Origin of the sequence: Metabacillus niabensis, from assembly GCF_902829255.1 — a bacterium.
GTDB classification, from domain to species: Bacteria; Bacillota; Bacilli; order Bacillales; family Bacillaceae; genus Metabacillus; species Metabacillus niabensis.
The window spans coordinates 20,671-36,248 of record NZ_CADEPK010000360.1 but is presented as its reverse complement, the minus strand read 5'-3'; the positions used below and the strand labels follow the sequence as shown (position 1 = coordinate 36,248).

The following is a 15,578-nucleotide window of genomic DNA, read 5'->3' as shown; positions in this document are numbered from 1 at the left end:
TTTTTGATAAATTTAAAAATCAATCATGTTAAAAGAAATTTTATATATACTATTCAAGGGTATATACCAAGTGTAAAAAGGTTCTTATACAAATTCTTCGTATTATAGAAGCTTGAAAAACTTAGGATTATTTGATTTATGTAAAAAGTAAAATAATCCACAAAAATGAAGTTTTACCCAGTAGGTCAAATTATGCTTGTATTTTTAGAAAAATATTGTATGATGTAATTTGCTTTGTTGAATTTGATTCAAACATGCATAATTGACAGGGATTAATTCCATCCAAATGGATCAGATTAATCATCATTATTGGAGGGATGAAGGGATGCCCGATTATAGCCATATGGCTCTTATTAGTATGGTTGTAAGTCTTGCCTTTATGATTATCACCTGGTGGGCTTTACAGGCATTGAATATTGAAAAATGGATAAAACCGGGCAAAGTAATACAAGCAAGAACATTATTAATACTTTTGACGATTGCTATAGGATCAATTGTTAGTAATTTTTTTCTTGATTATTTGTTATGGTCTCAACAACTCCCTTTTTTATTTTAAAATGAGCGATGTTCTTCTTGGTTAAATGTGGCTAACGCCGCTTTATAGTAACAAAGGTTAAACGACAAGGAGTCATTGCTATAAAAGAAATTATCTGCACTATTCCTTCTTAAATGGAGAGCATCGTCTTGATAAAAGCTGTTTATAGGTCTTATGTCCAGGTACTTGGCTACATAGACAAAGGATTCTGTCTAATAATGACGACTATTTCCACGTATGTCATTTCCTAATCCGGTAACAATGTTATTAAGGAGAGGAAGTGACCGTTATGAAAAAAAGAGAAATAGCAGTTATTATATTTACAATGATGCTTGTATTCACTTTGGTGACGAATAGAGGAGTAGCTGAAAACGAATCAAAATTATCTATACTTGCAGAAGCTATGCAAGAGCAAAGCGTTCAAATCGACGATTGGACTTTATATGCAAAGAAGAATGTCGAGAAAAAAACGATAGAAGAAATGAAACTATTTACAGAGCAATATCGTCATTATAATTGGACGTATGAGCAAGATGAAGAAAAGATTAAAGCGATCGGTGTATTTGACAATAAAAAAGAAAAAAAGCTTGAAAAACTTCAATTAATAACAACCCTCAAAAATGAAATGGAGCAAACGTATATCCTTTATGAGGTTAAAGGTGTAGGTGTGCAATCAAACTGGGACGAAATTGAACAAGACTTTAAGGAAAATGCATTCGACATTTTTCATGAAAATCCCACAATTTTCGCTTGTATCAATGGAACATTTGATGATATGATTGAAGTTAGTTTGAATAACAATGCTAATAAATTTTTAAAACAGTTTAAAGCTCATTCTGTAGAGAAGCTTCAAGAGGAGAATTTTCTCTCAGTATCAGCCAAAACAGCATTATGGGAAGATTTTATTCCAACAACTAACGATGAAATGAACTTGCAACTTGCATTGAGAACTGACGGATTGGGCGATAGTACTACGGTCGTTATAGGAACACCAATCATTACGTCTGAATATTAATATAGAGAAATTGGGACGCGGAGGGGAATACTTTGGAAAAAATCATCGTCCGCGGCGGTCGTAAGTTAAACGGTACTGTAAAAGTAGAGGGAGCAAAAAATGCCGTTTTACCTGTCATCGCTGCATCTTTGTTAGCTAGTGAAGAAAAAAGTATCATCAATGATGTACCTACGCTCTCCGATGTGTATACAATTAACGAAGTTCTGCGTCATTTAGGTGCAGATGTCCATTTTGAAAATAATCAAGTTATTGTAGATGCATCAAAAGAGCTATCAACTGAAGCACCATTTGAATATGTAAGAAAAATGCGTGCCTCTGTTTTAGTCATGGGAGCACTATTGGCTAGAAAGGGTCGTGCACGTGTTGCATTACCAGGTGGCTGTGCAATTGGTTCACGTCCAATCGATCAACATCTTAAAGGCTTTGAAGCAATGGGCGCTACAATTAAAGTCGGAAATGGCTTTATTGACGCTGAAGTAAAGGGAAGATTAAAAGGCGCTAAAATTTATTTAGACTTCCCAAGTGTTGGTGCAACAGAAAACATTATTATGGCGGCTGCTTTAGCAGAAGGAACTTCCGTTATTGAAAACGTAGCGAAAGAACCAGAGATTGTTGACCTTGCTAATTATATTAATGCAATGGGCGGAAAAATCCGTGGTGCTGGTACTGGAACAATTCGAATCGAAGGAGTTTCAAAGCTAAAAGGGGCATATCATACGATTATTCCTGATCGCATTGAAGCTGGTACGTTTATGGTTGCTGCTGCTATTACTGGTGGAAATGTATTAGTACAAGGAGCAGTGCCAGAACATTTAACATCACTTGTGGCGAAAATGGAAGAGATGGGTGTTACGATTATTGAAGAGAAGGATGGTCTGCGTGTAATTGGACCAGAAACTTTAAAATCCGTTGATATTAAAACGATGCCACACCCAGGCTTTCCAACAGATATGCAATCACAAATGATGGCATTGTTGCTACAAGCAAATGGTACTAGTATGATCACAGAAACAGTTTTCGAAAATCGCTTTATGCATGTTGAAGAATTCAGACGCATGAATGGAGATATTAAAATCGAAGGACGCTCTGTCATCATTAATGGACCTGTTGGTTTACAAGGTGCAGAAGTTGCAGCGACTGATTTACGTGCTGGTGCAGCCCTCATACTTGCAGGTTTATGTGCAGAAGGTCATACAAGAGTTACGGAACTTAAGCATCTTGATAGAGGCTATGTAGACTTCCATAAAAAACTTGCGAGCATCGGTGCTGACATCGAACGAGTGAAAGAAGAAATCGTCGAAACTTCTGACCAACAGCAAGCTGCTGTCTCAGATTAATTAAAAACATTATAATGCCTTCATAAAAGAAGCAGGAGTCTTAATGGCTATCCTGCTTCTTTTAATTTTCCCTAAAAACAAAGAAAAGCGGAAGCTCCTTGCTTAGCCCCAACAAGCCAAGTGGCATAATAGGCTTGTGACTTAGAGGCGCAAGGAGCTGAAGCTAGAGAAAGAAAGCTCCTCACTATGCCCCTCGATTAAGACATGAAATAGGCTTACTGTAATTGTAAAATAAAGACTTTACTAGAGTACCTTTTTCTGTTAGATTTTATACATTTATTTTAAAAAATACTTTAATATATGTAGAAAATTTAATACAAAAACAACTTTTCCAAAACAATCAAACAAACAGTCATAAATGCTTGTCCAAGCCCATAAGATGGACTAGAGAGTGATACTTACTCTAAATCTTATTGGAGGCTTATACATGAATCAAATGAAACCAGTTCTATTTGCACTAGGAAGCTTATTTATCATCATTCTACTCATTCCAACACTATTAGTAACCCCGTTTATGGATGAATCCAAAGGGAAGTTAGGTAAGGAGGTTACGGTTACAAAGAAAGAGGAAGTTCCCACATTAGCCGAATCTCCAGTAGCAGTTCCAGTATATCGGAGTCAATCAAAGCAAATTGAAAACATTCCTTTAGAAGAGTATGTCATAGGTGTCGTAGCGTCAGAAATGCCTGCAGAATTTGAGACAGAAGCTCTAAAGGCACAGGCATTGGCAGCGAGAACGTATATTACGAAGCAATTAATGAATGAGCAAACATTAAGCGCGCCAGAAGGCTCAGTTGTGACGGACACGCAAATGCACCAAGTATTTAAAAATAAGGAAGAACTCCAGAAAGTCTGGGGAGATGATTATACGTGGAAGCTAGAGAAAATAACCGAGGCGGTAGCAGCGACACAAGGCCAAATTCTTACATATGATAACAAGCCGATTGATGCATCCTTTTTCTCGACAAGCAATGGCTATACGGAAAACTCTGAAGCATATTGGAAGGAATCGATTCCTTATTTAAGAAGTGTTGAAAGCAAATGGGATGAGGAATCCCCAAAATTTTATGATCAAAAGGTTATCCCGATCGCAGAATTTGAAAGTAAGCTTGGAGTTGATATCGACAAATCGATTGGTGAAATCAAAGAGCTTACACCAGGTAAACGTGTAGCAAAGGTTGAAGTTGGGGGTAAGGAATTTACAGGTCGAGAAATACGAGAAAAGCTTGAGCTCAAATCCTCTGATTTCACTTGGGAAATAAAAGGTGACTCTGTCGTTATCGAAACAAAGGGATTCGGTCACGGTGTAGGAATGAGTCAATATGGAGCAAACTTCATGGCTGAATCGGGAAAATCATATAAAGATATCGTTTCCTATTATTACAAAGGAACAAAGGTAGCAGAAGCAGAGCCTTTTTTAACTAAATATACAGCCCAAAAATAAAAAAGGAGCCATCAGGTTCCTTTTTATTTTTTCGCTTTTCCTGTAAAATACTTCCGTTTTGCGATCCAATACGATACTGCAACACCAATCGTATCTTTAACAAAATCAATCACAGTTGCAGAACGAGATGGAACGAATGATTGATGGATCTCATCCGTCAGTCCATACAATATAGCGATAATTGCTGCAAGGATGCTAGCGCGCTCACTCCATTTGTTATGGGCCATAAATGCGAAGGCGATAAGCCAATAGAGAATAGCAAATTCAATTAAATGCAACGATTCCTTTAATAAAGCATCAAATGAAAAGGGAGTTTTAACTATCGCGTCTGCAGGGTTACTAGACAGGATCCAAATAAGCACCATATATAAAAGGGGAAGTAACGTGATGATCGTTTTTTTCATTCTTAGACATTCCTTCCAAAAAAAATTTTAAAAACAATACATATTATTATAAACAATGCACAAACTAAATTTAAAAAAAATTTTTTTTACGTGTATATAATCTCTCGAATCTGTTCAGAATGATGTCTGAGGTGATAAGAATGAGAGAGGAAGAAAAGAAACGTACTTCTCAAAATAGTAAATTTCAAAAATTTTTTAGAAAGCGTTGGGTATTTCCGGCAATTTACCTAATGAGTGCAGCAGTTATCCTTACAGCAGTTTTATGGTACCAAAATATTAGCAATGATGTAGCAGAGGATTTAAAAACTCCTAAGCAAGGAGAAAATGCAATAGGGGATCAAGAAGCAGTTGAAGTAAATGCACTTAAAGAAAACTTCAAAATGCCTGCTTTAGATCCAGATTCAGTTAATGTTGTGAAGAAGTTCTATGACCCTAATGCGTCAACAGAGGAGCAAGAAGCAGCATTAGTGTATTATGAAAATTCATACCGCATGAATAAAGGGATTGACCTTGCAAGAGAAGACCAAAAGGAATTCGATGTTGTTGCATCACTAAGCGGTACAGTAACAAAGGCTGAAAAGGATCCAATTTTAGGTTATGTTGTAGAAATTGAGCATGAAAATGAAGTTGTTACAGTTTATCAATCATTATCATCAGCAACTGTTGAGGAAGGAGACAAGGTAGAACAAAGTCAACCAATCGGTAAAGCAGGTAAAAGCCTTTACAATGAAGAAGATGGTGTCCATGTTCACTTTGAAATCCGCAAAAATGGCGTTGCGATGAATCCTTTAACATTTATGGATAAGCCGGTAACATCCGTAAATGAACCAGCACAAGAAGAAACAACAGAAGAATCAGCAGCTGATGAGCAAACTTCAGAGGAACCAATGACTGAAGAGGAATCAACAACAGAAGAACAAACTTCCGAAGAGCAAACGACTGAGGAAGAATCAACAACTGAAGACTCAAGCAGTGAAGAATCTAAAGATAAAGATGCTGAAGCAGGAGATAAGTCTACTGAAGAAACTCCAGATGCAAATAAAGATGCTAAAAATGGAGAAACTGAAACAGAAGGAAGCGAGCAATCAAACGAGCCTGAAGCATCTAATAATACAATAAATTCATAAGAAAAAATACGAGGTTGTCTCAATAAGAGAGCGACCTCGATTTTTTTTGTGACAAATTTCAACTAGTCGTTCGAATTATGTCGAGCAAAAAATCAATAGTGGCGCTTGTTTTCTATTGACCATCATCAACGACCACTTCATAATAAAGACTGTTAAACTCTCACCTAAATACAGGCTGGAGGTGGAGATCTGCTCTAAAATGATAACGCTTACAAAAAAAGAAAGGAGAAATGAGCTTGATTTTCTTTATGATCATGCTAGTCATTACAAGTTTTTCTCTAGTTGTCTGCATACGTAAACGGAAGCCTCAATTTTTACTTATACCAATCTTATCGCTACTAATCTACTTCATCGTACAAATAGCTTTAGTCCCAGCACCATTTTTCGAAACGGTAAAATTTATTTTTAGTTTGTCTTAACCTTATGTGACATTATCTCGGAGGTGCTAAATGAAGAAAATTGATAAAAGGAAAGCTGATGCTTATTTTAAGGAGCGTACACGCAATATTATGATTTATTTACTTATAGGGTTTTTATCCTCGTTTGGAGTCGTTTTATTTGCTGAGCCATTAAGTGGGTTTTCAATAAACGGACTTCCTTTCCATTACTTCATGGGAGCACAGGGCGCCGTCGTCATTTTTATTCTTTTATTATTTATAAATGCAAAAGTAAGTGATTCCGTCGATCAAAAATATGGAATTGATGAAAAACGAAACGAACAGCTTGGTGCAGAAAAAACGCTTGATCATTAATAAACAAAAATAAAAGGGGTAACGATAGATTATTTTTCAAAATCAGGCAATAAGGGGGATTTTCATGGATGCACAATTTATCGTTTCGTTAACGATTATTTTATTAACCTTTGCACTATATATTGGCATCGCCATTTATAATACAGCGAAACAAACATCAGATTTTTATGTAGCTGGCCGTGGGGTACCGCCGATTTTTAATGGGATGGCAATCGGAGCTGACTGGATGAGTGCAGCATCATTCATTGGGATGGCTGGAACGATCATGCTTCTTGGCTATGATGGTCTTGCTTATATTATGGGGTGGACTGGCGGCTATTTATTATTAACATTCTTACTTGCGCCACAGCTAAGGAAATATGGCCGTTACACGGTACCTGAATTTATTGGTGACAGATATAATAGTCATTTGGCTCGTGTCATTGCAGCTATCTGTACGATTATTATTAGCTTTACGTATTCGATCGGCCAATTATCTGGATCTGGAGTCGTTATCGGCCGCCTCTTTGAGATTGATGTAAAAATCGGTACGATGATTGGCGTCATCCTAATCGCCTTTTATGCAGCCTTTGGGGGAATGAAGGGCATTACATGGACACAGGTAGCTCAATACATCATTCTCATAATCGCGTATCTCATACCGGTTATTTTTATGTCATTACAAATTACTAACAATCCCGCACCATGGCTCTCCTATGGAAAAATCGTCGAGGAAATGGGGGAGCTAGACAGACAGCTAGGAATCTCGGAATACTTCGCACCGTTTACGAATGATACAAAATGGCAGTTTCTTGCATTGATGTTTACCTTAATGGCTGGTACTGCAGGGCTTCCCCATGTTATCGTTCGCTTTTATACGGTTTCAACGATGAAGGCTGCAAGATGGTCTGGAGCTTGGGCACTTTTATTTATCGGGCTTTTATATTTATCAGCTCCTGCATATGCAGCATTTTCACGATTTATTCTAATGACTAATGTTGCTGGAAGAAAGCTTTCTGAACTGCCTGCCTGGACAGAGACATGGGTTCATACAGGAAAGCTACAAATCGCTGATGGCAATGGTGACGGAATTTTACAATGGAATGAATTAATTATTTCCAATGATATTGTTGTCATGGCAACACCGGAAATTGCTAATTTAGGGATGTTTGTAATCGGCTTAGTTGCTGCAGGGGCGATGGCAGCAGCTCTCTCAACTGCAGGAGGGCTTATGATTGCGATATCATCTTCTTTCGCACATGATATCTACTATCGTGTTTTAAAGCCTCAGGCAAGCGAGAAAAACCGTTTAGCGGTCGCTCGCTGGTCAATCGTTATTGCGACATTATTAGCCGGTGTCATCGCTCTAGACCCTCCAGGAGCGATTACCCAAATCGTTGCATGGGCCTTTGCACTTGCATCAGGAACATTTTTCCCTGCGCTACTAATCGGTGTATGGTGGAAGCGGTCAAATACGCCAGGGGTTATTTCAGGAATGATCGTTGGCTTAGCAGTTACGTTAATTTATATCTTTGCTTCAAAATACGGCGGCTTTACGATAGCGGGAATTATCGATACCGGGGCAGGGGTATTTGGAGCTTTTGCTGGTATCGTCACAAATATCCTTGTCTCATTATCAACAAAAGCTCCATCAATTGAAAAACAGGAGGAGGTTATTAATTTACGCTATCCAGAGCAAATGACATATAAAGATGGAGATGTATGGATGGATTAACATCGCTTCTGGACGATCATGGATACATGGTCGTCTTTTTTTACTTGGATTAATTTGCCAATATACGCAACAAATACCTATATATTTCCATTTTATCGACAAATTTCTCGGGAAATATTCATGAAAATAACGAGGGAATCATCTGCTTATTTCCTAAGAAAATATAAAAAAAAGAAATAAACCCTTGTCCCTCCTGACATTTCTTGCATATTCCATCAACCAAGCTAATAAAATGTTACAAACCTATCAAAGAGAGTGTTTGAGGTGAGGGATCGTGAGTGTATATTCTAATCGCAGTAGCATAGGCATCATTCATTCATCTAAGAGAAAACCGACAAAGTGTCTTGGCATGCGAGTCTCATTTCACACTTCTCACATCCATATTAGGGAGGTCGAGTGGTGTGCACGATTACATCAAAGAACGCACAATCAAGATTGGGAAATATATCGTGGAGACAAGGAAAACAGTTCGTGTCATAGCGAAGGAGTTTGGCGTTTCCAAAAGTACTGTCCACAAAGATTTAACGGAGAGGTTACCAGAAATAAACCCTGATCTTGCGAATGAAGTAAAGGAAATACTTGATTACCATAAATCAATTAGACATTTGCGTGGTGGAGAGGCAACAAAGCTTAAGTACAAGAAGGATGAAATTTTAGAAGAAGAGCCTGTAAAATAATGAGACTATCTAATTCATTGTAAATCGACAAATCCCTACATAATCAAACTAAATTATTTTACAAAATCATACTATTTTTTTCATTTTATGATACAATATTTAATTAGGTTAGATATTCTGGGAATGAAGATTTGCAAGGAGGATATAGATAGAATGTTTGCAAGGGATATAGGTATAGATTTAGGTACTGCTAATGTGCTGATCCACGTGAAAGGGAAAGGAATTGTACTCAATGAGCCATCGGTTGTAGCATTAGATAAAAACACAGGAAAGGTTCTTGCGGTTGGTGAAGAGGCTAGACGCATGGTAGGGCGTACTCCTGGGAATATTGTTGCTATTCGTCCTTTAAAAGATGGAGTCATTGCGGATTTTGAAGTAACAGAGGCAATGCTCAAGCACTTTATCAATAAGCTTGATGTAAAGGGTTTATTTACGAAGCCACGTATGCTTATCTGTTGCCCAACTAATATTACTTCTGTTGAGCAAAAAGCTATTAGAGAAGCTGCAGAAAAAAGCGGCGGTAAAAATGTATTTCTTGAGGAAGAGCCAAAGGTCGCAGCGATTGGTGCGGGAATGGACATCTTCCAACCTTATGGAAATATGGTCGTTGATATAGGCGGTGGAACTACAGATGTCGCTGTATTATCTATGGGCGATATTGTCACCGCCTCATCAATTAAGATGGCAGGGGATAAGTTTGACTCTGAAATCTTAAATTATATTAAACGTGAGTACAAGCTATTAATTGGTGAACGTACTGCTGAAGACATTAAAATAAATGTTGCAACGGTATTCCCAGGCGCACGTTCTGAAGAAATTGAAATACGTGGACGAGATATGGTCACAGGTTTACCACGCACAATTTCAGTGAATTCAAAAGAAATTGAAGAGGCACTTCGTGAATCAGTTGCTGTTATTGTACAAGCTGCGAAAAGTGTTCTTGAAAGAACGCCACCTGAACTTTCAGCTGACATTATTGATCGCGGTGTTATTTTAACTGGAGGCGGCGCTCTGCTAAACGGACTTGATTTATTATTAGCAGAAGAGCTTAAATTACCAGTATTAGTTGCAGAGGCACCAATGGATTGTGTTGCGATCGGCACAGGCATTATGCTAGACAACATGGACAAATTACCACGCAAAAAACTTGGCTAATATATGACGAAAAAAGAGTCTCCTAGATGACTCTTTTTTCATATGTTCAATTGTTTAAATCCCTCACACGAAATAGTCATTCTTTTCCTAAAAAAATGTAATGAGAAAACTGTCCTTCTCCTTTATAATGGTAATTAGGGAATTCTGTCGAAAAAGAATTCAATTTGTCCGGCAAGAATTATTTTACGAAGGTGGAGATATATATGTTAAGAGGTTTATATACAGCTACAGCTGGTATGGTGGCGCAACAAAGAAGAACAGAAATGCTTTCAAATAATATCGCAAATGCCAACACAGCTGGGTATAAAGCAGACCAAGCCTCTGTCCGCGCATTTCCTGAAATGCTACTAAAGAGAATCGATAACCAACCAATCCCATCTACAGTTGGTTCAATCAATACTGGTGCATACGTACAGGAAATCAATAATAAATACAATCAAGGCGATATTCGTGAAACAGGACTATTAAGCGATGTAGCACTTGTTGAGCAAAATGTTCCAATACATCCTGAAACAAATCGAAAGGGATTCCTCCTCTTTGCTGTCGAAAATCAAGCTGGGGAAGAACGCTATACACGCAATGGTAATTTTACACTTGATGAAAATGGAACACTTTTATCAAGTGGCAACCCTGTGCTTTCAACAGCAGGACAACCGATTCAAATTCTAGCAAATGATTATCAAATTACTGAAGATGGTGACATTTTTGCAGGGGGAGAATTTATCGCACAAATCGATGTCCGCTTTGAGGATGATGTCCGCAACCTTGTAAAGGAAGGCAATGGATTGTACAGAACAGCTGATAATACAAACATCCCAACAGCACTAGGTAACGGCGAGGTTCAATATAGCTTAAAGCAAAATTATCTCGAAGGTTCAACGGTTGATATTGCTCGTTCTTATACAGATATGATGACATCTTATCGTTCATTTGAAGCAAATCAAAAGGTATTACAAGCATATGATAAAAGCATGGAAAAGGCCGCAAACGAAATTGGCCGGATAGGTTAATAGGGGGAACAAACAATGCTACGCTCGATGATTACAGCAACAAATACAATGGGCCAGCTTCAAAAGCAGCTTGATACAATTGGCCATAACTTAGCAAATATCGATACACAAGGCTATAAAAGAGAGCAAACAGCTTTTTCAGAGCTTGTGAGACAGCAGTTCAATAATCAAACAGATGCCGAGGCAGAAATTGGCCGCTTTGGAACAGAGCTAGGCATTACACAAGGCACTGGTGCAAGGCTCAATAGCAGCTTAGTATTTAGCCAAGGAACACTTAAGCAAACAGGGCGTTCACTTGATATTGCCTTTACATCACCAAATCAGCTTCTGCAAATTGATGTTGATGGTGAAACGCAATATACAAGAGACGGTTCTCTTTATTTATCGCCAACAGCTGATGGGACGAATCGCTTGCAGTTAACAACAGCTGAAGGCAGAAATGTCCTTGATGAAAACGGAAATCCAATTATTTTTGAAGAAAATTTCAAGGAAATTCAAATTTCTCAGGATGGAACGATTACAGCTGTACCAAATAATGACAATGACCTGCCACAAGTATTTGGATTAGGTGTTGTGCAAGTAGACCGTCCACAATTGCTCGTTCAAGCAGGAAATAATCGTTACAGCCTAAGTGAAAACCTAGGTAATGTACAATTGGATGAAATCTTCACATATCTTGAAGGTGCCCTACGTGGTGAAGTATCAATGCAGCAAGGTGCATTAGAAATGTCAAATGTCGATTTATCAAAGGAAATGACTGATATGATGGTCTCCCAGCGTTCATACCAAATGAATGCAAAGACGATTACAATGGGTGATCAAATGATGGGGTTAATAAACGGTGTTAGATAGGAGTTAGGTCTATTGGTTGCGAAGGAAACGATGAAAGTTACTAGCCGAGAAGAAATGAAAAAAGCAAAAAAAGCCAAGAAGGTACAAGAAGGAACGGATCAAAAGGGAAAGAAACGGATCCGTATCAGATTAATTCCAATATGGATAAGAGTATTGCTTGTTCTTATTTTCATGGTGGTTAGTGCAATTGTCGGTGTTATCGTAGGCTATGCAGTAATTGGCGATGGAAAGGCCTCAGACGCACTCGACAAATCAACATGGCAACACATCATCGACCTAGTTGAAAAAGAATAATCAAAAAGAGTATACTATTAATAATTGGGAAGGTGTATGCCTTCCTTTTGTCGTATACATACGTAAGACTTTATGTAAATTTAATTATAAGGAGAAAAATACATATGTTAGATATTCAACAAATTAAAGAAATTATCCCGCATCGTTATCCTTTTCTACTCGTTGATCGAATTATCGAAGTAGAAGAAGGAAAGCATGCAGTAGGAATTAAAAATGTTACAGCGAATGAGGAATTTTTTAACGGACATTTCCCAGACTATCCTGTAATGCCAGGGGTTCTTATTGTTGAAGCAATGGCCCAGGTTGTAGGAGTAGCAATGTTACAAAAAGAGGAAAACCGTGGCAGAATCGCATTTTTCACAGGAATTGACAGCTGCCGTTTTAAAAGACAAGTAAAGCCAGGTGACCAGCTAAGACTAGAGGTTGAGGTAACTCGTGCAAGAGGCTCAATCGTCAAAGCTACAGGTAGAGCAACTGTTGATGGAGAAATTGCTTGTGAAGCTGAAATGATGTTCGCATTAGGTGCAAAAGAAGAATAAAAATTCAAGGACAATTTGACCAAGTTTAGGTTGAATTGTCCTTTTTTTATGGCTTTTTTCTAAATAGTACTAACTATATAAGGGTTTAGTACTGAAGCGTAAATCAGCCCCGAACGACTACACTGTAAAAGAGCAACAAAGTTTGCAAAACAGCCTTCTATATATAAGTAGTATTTTGAAAATTTATGTAATGATTTTTTTATTTTTGGAAAAGCTATTCAAGGACATGTGTAAAAATATGTTATCTAAATTTGAAAGGAGAAAACAGCATGAGTAAAAAATGGCTATTAATGTTAGTCGGTTCACTGCTTGCAGCGATGCTCGTAACGGGCTGTGCAACAAATGATGACCCGGATCCAGCACCACAAGAAGAAAACATGGATAACAACCAACCGGGTGAAGATGGAGGACAAAATACAGATACAACTGGAAATGGCAATGATGATAATGATATTAATGATGAAGTTCAAAACAATGGAAATGATGCAGGCGACATCTTAGATGGCACGAATGAAGAAAACAACAATGATTTAGAACCAAATGATGAAGAAAAGAAAGATGAAAAATAACTAATGGAGAAGGCTGACATGGATGTTAGCCTTTTTTTAGTTAAAAGAGCGGTCGAATCTTGTCGAATGACAGATTTTTCCCGAAAGTTGACAAATTTTCTGCAAAAGTTAGGAGATTTTCTCCGAAAGTTGACAAATTTTTAATAAAAGTTGACAAATACACTGAAACTGCAGCTTATAAATTTTTAAGATTAGCAGGCATAAGTATCAAATCATTAAGAATAGGATAGTAATAGATTAGCAAAAAAATGGCTAGTGTAGCGTAGCCCAATAATGCTAATGCTCACTTTAAAAAAGAGGTGATAAAGATGAAAGGTCCTCAAGAGCAACAACAGCCAGCCTTCACCAGAGTTAAGAGCTATCAGCCGTTTCACAGTCGTTTTGACCCGTGCCCACCAATCGGATTGAAGTATTATTCAACACCTCCGCATCTATATATGGGTTTTCAACCACCAAATTTACCGCAGTTTTCACCACAGGAAGCATTGAGAAAAGGAACGCTTTGGCCAGCCTTATATGACCCTTATAAAAATCCGTATAAAGGAAAAAAGGGGGTAAAGTAGTGTGAGCAAACATCAACTACCTGATGAATATTATCAGCTATTAGAGGAAATCCAAGCGATTGACTTTGTTCTTGTCGAGCTAACCCTTTATTTAGATACCCATCCGAATGATGTTCAAGCAATTCAACAATTTAACCAATGTACGGCTTACAGCAAGCAGCTAAAACAGCAATTTGAAGCAAAATTTGGGATGCTGCAGCATTTTGGCGGCAGCTTTGCAGATGCAAATTGGAGCTGGGGAAGAGCTCCATGGCCATGGCAAGTATAAAGAGAGGAGAGTGTTATTGAATGTGGATTTACGAAAAAAAGCTGCAATATCCAGTAAAGGTAAGTACATGTAATCCATTTCTCGCAAAATTATTAATTGAGCAATATGGTGGGGCTGATGGAGAATTAGCGGCAGCCCTTCGCTACTTAAACCAACGCTATACAATACCAGATAAGGTCATCGGGCTGTTAAACGATATCGGTACAGAGGAATTTGCTCATTTAGAAATGATTGCGACGATGATTTATAAGCTAACAAAGGACGCAACACCTGAACAGCTAAAAGCAGCAGGAATTGCTCCACACTACGTCGATCATGACAAGGCCCTCTTTTATCATAATGCAGATGGTGTACCATTTACTGCGACGTATATCCAAGCAAAGGGCGATCCAATCGCTGATCTTTATGAGGATATCGCGGCAGAGGAGAAGGCACGCGCTACATACCAATGGATTATTAATATGTCAGATGATCCTGATTTGAATGATGGCCTTGCCTTCTTAAGAGAAAGAGAAATTGTACACTCACAACGGTTTAGGGAAGCAGTTGAAATTTTAAAAGAGGAGCGAAATAAAAAGAAATTTTTCTAAAAGCAAACAGGACTTGGCTACCCGAGAATGCCAAGTCCTGTTCATATTTTATAATCTTGTCGTATCCTTCTTAATGTTTACGTTCTCGGTAAATGCCTCAATCAGAGCATCGCCAGTAAGTCCTTGACCCATTAAGGTTCTAAGCAATACCTCTGGGTCGTGTAATCGCCTTGAGGCATGAAGTCGGCCATCAATTAGAATCGATAAATCCTGCTCCAATGGCGTAATCGTTTTGATTTTCCCAACGATTTGTGCCGGTGTATTCGTTTTTTTCGAGATCGTGACAAAGGCTCGAATTTGTGCCTTTGCATCATATAATTGCTCAAAGATTGGCTGGAAATCCTTATCGATTAAAGCCTCAATTAGCCACGAGTTTTCCCCATCCTCTCGATTAAGCACTAAGCCATCCTTCAAAGGGATCGCAAGTAGCTTCTTTTCACCTTCAGCTTCATGTTCAACTTTTAAATCGACTAGCTTGAATGTTTTTATGATCATCACCCTCTTTAAGCACGTAAGTTTTTTTAAAACGCTCTGTTACACTTGATTGTTGATTTCTGCTTCAGGCATTCGCCTTTTGCGGGCGGCCGTCCGGGAGGTTGACACGCTTCTTTAAGTAGGAGTCTCATGCCTTCCGCTTTTTCTAAATTGTCTAGCTCCAGCGCCAAGCCCGTCGAGTCACAATCGATATAGGAATTACAGTTCCATACGTCTTGTGCTTGTCGGAGCTGTTCAA

The 15,578-nt window shown here is 38.2% G+C and carries 19 protein-coding genes; 17 read left to right on the top strand and 2 right to left on the bottom strand.

Going from position 1 to position 15,578, the window contains the following annotated elements; all coding sequences use genetic code 11:
• Positions 1-325: 325 nt before the first annotated feature.
• The 4 genes from HU235_RS21000 to spoIID all read left to right on the top strand — a co-directional run bounded on the left by HU235_RS21000 (position 326) and on the right by spoIID (position 4,331).
• On the top strand, positions 326-556 hold the full coding sequence (locus HU235_RS21000; protein ID WP_174881478.1) for a DUF1146 family protein: 231 nt from the start codon (positions 326-328) through the stop codon (positions 554-556).
• 268 nt (positions 557-824) lie between these two features.
• A complete protein-coding gene (locus tag HU235_RS20995) occupies positions 825-1,550 on the top strand; it encodes a YwmB family TATA-box binding protein (protein WP_174881477.1) in 726 nt (241 codons plus the stop codon).
• Positions 1,551-1,582: 32 nt separating this feature from the next.
• Positions 1,583-2,887: a UDP-N-acetylglucosamine 1-carboxyvinyltransferase gene (murA, locus tag HU235_RS20990; RefSeq protein ID WP_095301547.1), complete on the top strand. Its 1,305-nt coding sequence runs from the start codon at positions 1,583-1,585 to the stop codon at positions 2,885-2,887.
• A 436-nt stretch (positions 2,888-3,323) separates the two neighbouring features.
• Positions 3,324-4,331 (top strand): stage II sporulation protein D, encoded by a 1,008-nt coding sequence (gene spoIID, locus HU235_RS20985; protein ID WP_174881481.1) that lies wholly within the window; start codon positions 3,324-3,326, stop codon positions 4,329-4,331.
• Between the two features lie 23 nt (positions 4,332-4,354).
• Here spoIID and HU235_RS20980 read toward each other — a convergent pair whose 3' ends face one another.
• Positions 4,355-4,735 (bottom strand): VanZ family protein, encoded by a 381-nt coding sequence (locus tag HU235_RS20980; RefSeq protein WP_095301548.1) that lies wholly within the window; start codon positions 4,733-4,735, stop codon positions 4,355-4,357.
• Between the two features lie 140 nt (positions 4,736-4,875).
• Between HU235_RS20980 and HU235_RS20975 the strand changes: the two genes are divergently transcribed.
• The 13 genes from HU235_RS20975 to HU235_RS20915 all read left to right on the top strand — a co-directional run bounded on the left by HU235_RS20975 (position 4,876) and on the right by HU235_RS20915 (position 14,845).
• Positions 4,876-5,862 (top strand): M23 family metallopeptidase, encoded by a 987-nt coding sequence (locus HU235_RS20975; protein ID WP_174881476.1) that lies wholly within the window; start codon positions 4,876-4,878, stop codon positions 5,860-5,862.
• A 449-nt stretch (positions 5,863-6,311) separates the two neighbouring features.
• A complete protein-coding gene (locus HU235_RS20970; RefSeq protein ID WP_174881475.1) occupies positions 6,312-6,614 on the top strand; it encodes a DUF4212 domain-containing protein in 303 nt (100 codons plus the stop codon).
• A 64-nt stretch (positions 6,615-6,678) separates the two neighbouring features.
• The gene (locus HU235_RS20965) at positions 6,679-8,328 is read left to right on the top strand and encodes a sodium:solute symporter family protein (protein WP_174881474.1); all 1,650 of its coding nucleotides are present in this window, start codon (positions 6,679-6,681) and stop codon (positions 8,326-8,328) included.
• 401 nt (positions 8,329-8,729) lie between these two features.
• A complete protein-coding gene (gene spoIIID / locus HU235_RS20960; RefSeq protein ID WP_095301552.1) occupies positions 8,730-9,005 on the top strand; it encodes a sporulation transcriptional regulator SpoIIID in 276 nt (91 codons plus the stop codon).
• A gap of 153 nt (positions 9,006-9,158) precedes the next feature.
• Positions 9,159-10,160, top strand: coding sequence for a rod shape-determining protein (gene mreB / locus HU235_RS20955; protein WP_095301553.1), 1,002 nt, complete (start codon positions 9,159-9,161; stop codon positions 10,158-10,160).
• 203 nt (positions 10,161-10,363) lie between these two features.
• On the top strand, positions 10,364-11,170 hold the full coding sequence (locus HU235_RS20950) for a flagellar hook-basal body protein (RefSeq protein WP_095301554.1): 807 nt from the start codon (positions 10,364-10,366) through the stop codon (positions 11,168-11,170).
• A 15-nt stretch (positions 11,171-11,185) separates the two neighbouring features.
• Complete coding sequence (locus tag HU235_RS20945) at positions 11,186-12,022, top strand: flagellar hook-basal body protein (RefSeq protein WP_095301555.1); 837 nt, start codon at positions 11,186-11,188, stop codon at positions 12,020-12,022.
• Positions 12,023-12,034: 12 nt separating this feature from the next.
• Positions 12,035-12,316 (top strand): DNA-directed RNA polymerase subunit beta, encoded by a 282-nt coding sequence (locus HU235_RS20940; protein WP_233452341.1) that lies wholly within the window; start codon positions 12,035-12,037, stop codon positions 12,314-12,316.
• 104 nt (positions 12,317-12,420) lie between these two features.
• Complete coding sequence (gene fabZ, locus HU235_RS20935; protein WP_095301556.1) at positions 12,421-12,855, top strand: 3-hydroxyacyl-ACP dehydratase FabZ; 435 nt, start codon at positions 12,421-12,423, stop codon at positions 12,853-12,855.
• A gap of 269 nt (positions 12,856-13,124) precedes the next feature.
• Positions 13,125-13,424: a hypothetical protein gene (locus tag HU235_RS20930; RefSeq protein WP_095301557.1), complete on the top strand. Its 300-nt coding sequence runs from the start codon at positions 13,125-13,127 to the stop codon at positions 13,422-13,424.
• Between the two features lie 308 nt (positions 13,425-13,732).
• The gene (locus tag HU235_RS20925) at positions 13,733-13,987 is read left to right on the top strand and encodes a spore coat associated protein CotJA (protein ID WP_095301558.1); all 255 of its coding nucleotides are present in this window, start codon (positions 13,733-13,735) and stop codon (positions 13,985-13,987) included.
• Between the two features lies 1 nt (position 13,988).
• Positions 13,989-14,255 (top strand): spore coat protein CotJB, encoded by a 267-nt coding sequence (locus tag HU235_RS20920; protein ID WP_095301559.1) that lies wholly within the window; start codon positions 13,989-13,991, stop codon positions 14,253-14,255.
• Between the two features lie 20 nt (positions 14,256-14,275).
• A complete protein-coding gene (locus HU235_RS20915; protein ID WP_095301560.1) occupies positions 14,276-14,845 on the top strand; it encodes a manganese catalase family protein in 570 nt (189 codons plus the stop codon).
• 48 nt (positions 14,846-14,893) lie between these two features.
• On the opposite strand, the gene HU235_RS20910 is transcribed toward HU235_RS20915, so the two are convergent.
• Positions 14,894-15,340: a YwpF family protein gene (locus tag HU235_RS20910; protein ID WP_095301561.1), complete on the bottom strand. Its 447-nt coding sequence runs from the start codon at positions 15,338-15,340 to the stop codon at positions 14,894-14,896.
• Positions 15,341-15,578: the final 238 nt, after the last annotated feature.

What these genes read in the sequence shown, in the direction of transcription:
- HU235_RS20995 (WP_174881477.1), top strand. Translation starts at nt 825, where the DNA reads ATGAAAAAAAGAGAAATAGCAGTTATTATATTTACAATGATGCTTGTA.
- HU235_RS20945 (WP_095301555.1), top strand. Translation starts at nt 11,186, where the DNA reads ATGCTACGCTCGATGATTACAGCAACAAATACAATGGGCCAGCTTCAA.
- HU235_RS20925 (WP_095301558.1), top strand. Translation starts at nt 13,733, where the DNA reads ATGAAAGGTCCTCAAGAGCAACAACAGCCAGCCTTCACCAGAGTTAAG.
- HU235_RS20930 (WP_095301557.1), top strand. Translation starts at nt 13,125, where the DNA reads ATGAGTAAAAAATGGCTATTAATGTTAGTCGGTTCACTGCTTGCAGCG.
- spoIID (WP_174881481.1), top strand. Translation starts at nt 3,324, where the DNA reads ATGAAACCAGTTCTATTTGCACTAGGAAGCTTATTTATCATCATTCTA.
- HU235_RS20915 (WP_095301560.1), top strand. Translation starts at nt 14,276, where the DNA reads ATGTGGATTTACGAAAAAAAGCTGCAATATCCAGTAAAGGTAAGTACA.
- HU235_RS21000 (WP_174881478.1), top strand. Translation starts at nt 326, where the DNA reads ATGCCCGATTATAGCCATATGGCTCTTATTAGTATGGTTGTAAGTCTT.
- mreB (WP_095301553.1), top strand. Translation starts at nt 9,159, where the DNA reads ATGTTTGCAAGGGATATAGGTATAGATTTAGGTACTGCTAATGTGCTG.
- HU235_RS20910 (WP_095301561.1), bottom strand. Translation starts at nt 15,340, where the DNA reads ATGATCATAAAAACATTCAAGCTAGTCGATTTAAAAGTTGAACATGAA.
- HU235_RS20970 (WP_174881475.1), top strand. Translation starts at nt 6,312, where the DNA reads ATGAAGAAAATTGATAAAAGGAAAGCTGATGCTTATTTTAAGGAGCGT.
- fabZ (WP_095301556.1), top strand. Translation starts at nt 12,421, where the DNA reads ATGTTAGATATTCAACAAATTAAAGAAATTATCCCGCATCGTTATCCT.
- HU235_RS20950 (WP_095301554.1), top strand. Translation starts at nt 10,364, where the DNA reads ATGTTAAGAGGTTTATATACAGCTACAGCTGGTATGGTGGCGCAACAA.
- HU235_RS20965 (WP_174881474.1), top strand. Translation starts at nt 6,679, where the DNA reads ATGGATGCACAATTTATCGTTTCGTTAACGATTATTTTATTAACCTTT.
- HU235_RS20980 (WP_095301548.1), bottom strand. Translation starts at nt 4,735, where the DNA reads ATGAAAAAAACGATCATCACGTTACTTCCCCTTTTATATATGGTGCTT.
- HU235_RS20975 (WP_174881476.1), top strand. Translation starts at nt 4,876, where the DNA reads ATGAGAGAGGAAGAAAAGAAACGTACTTCTCAAAATAGTAAATTTCAA.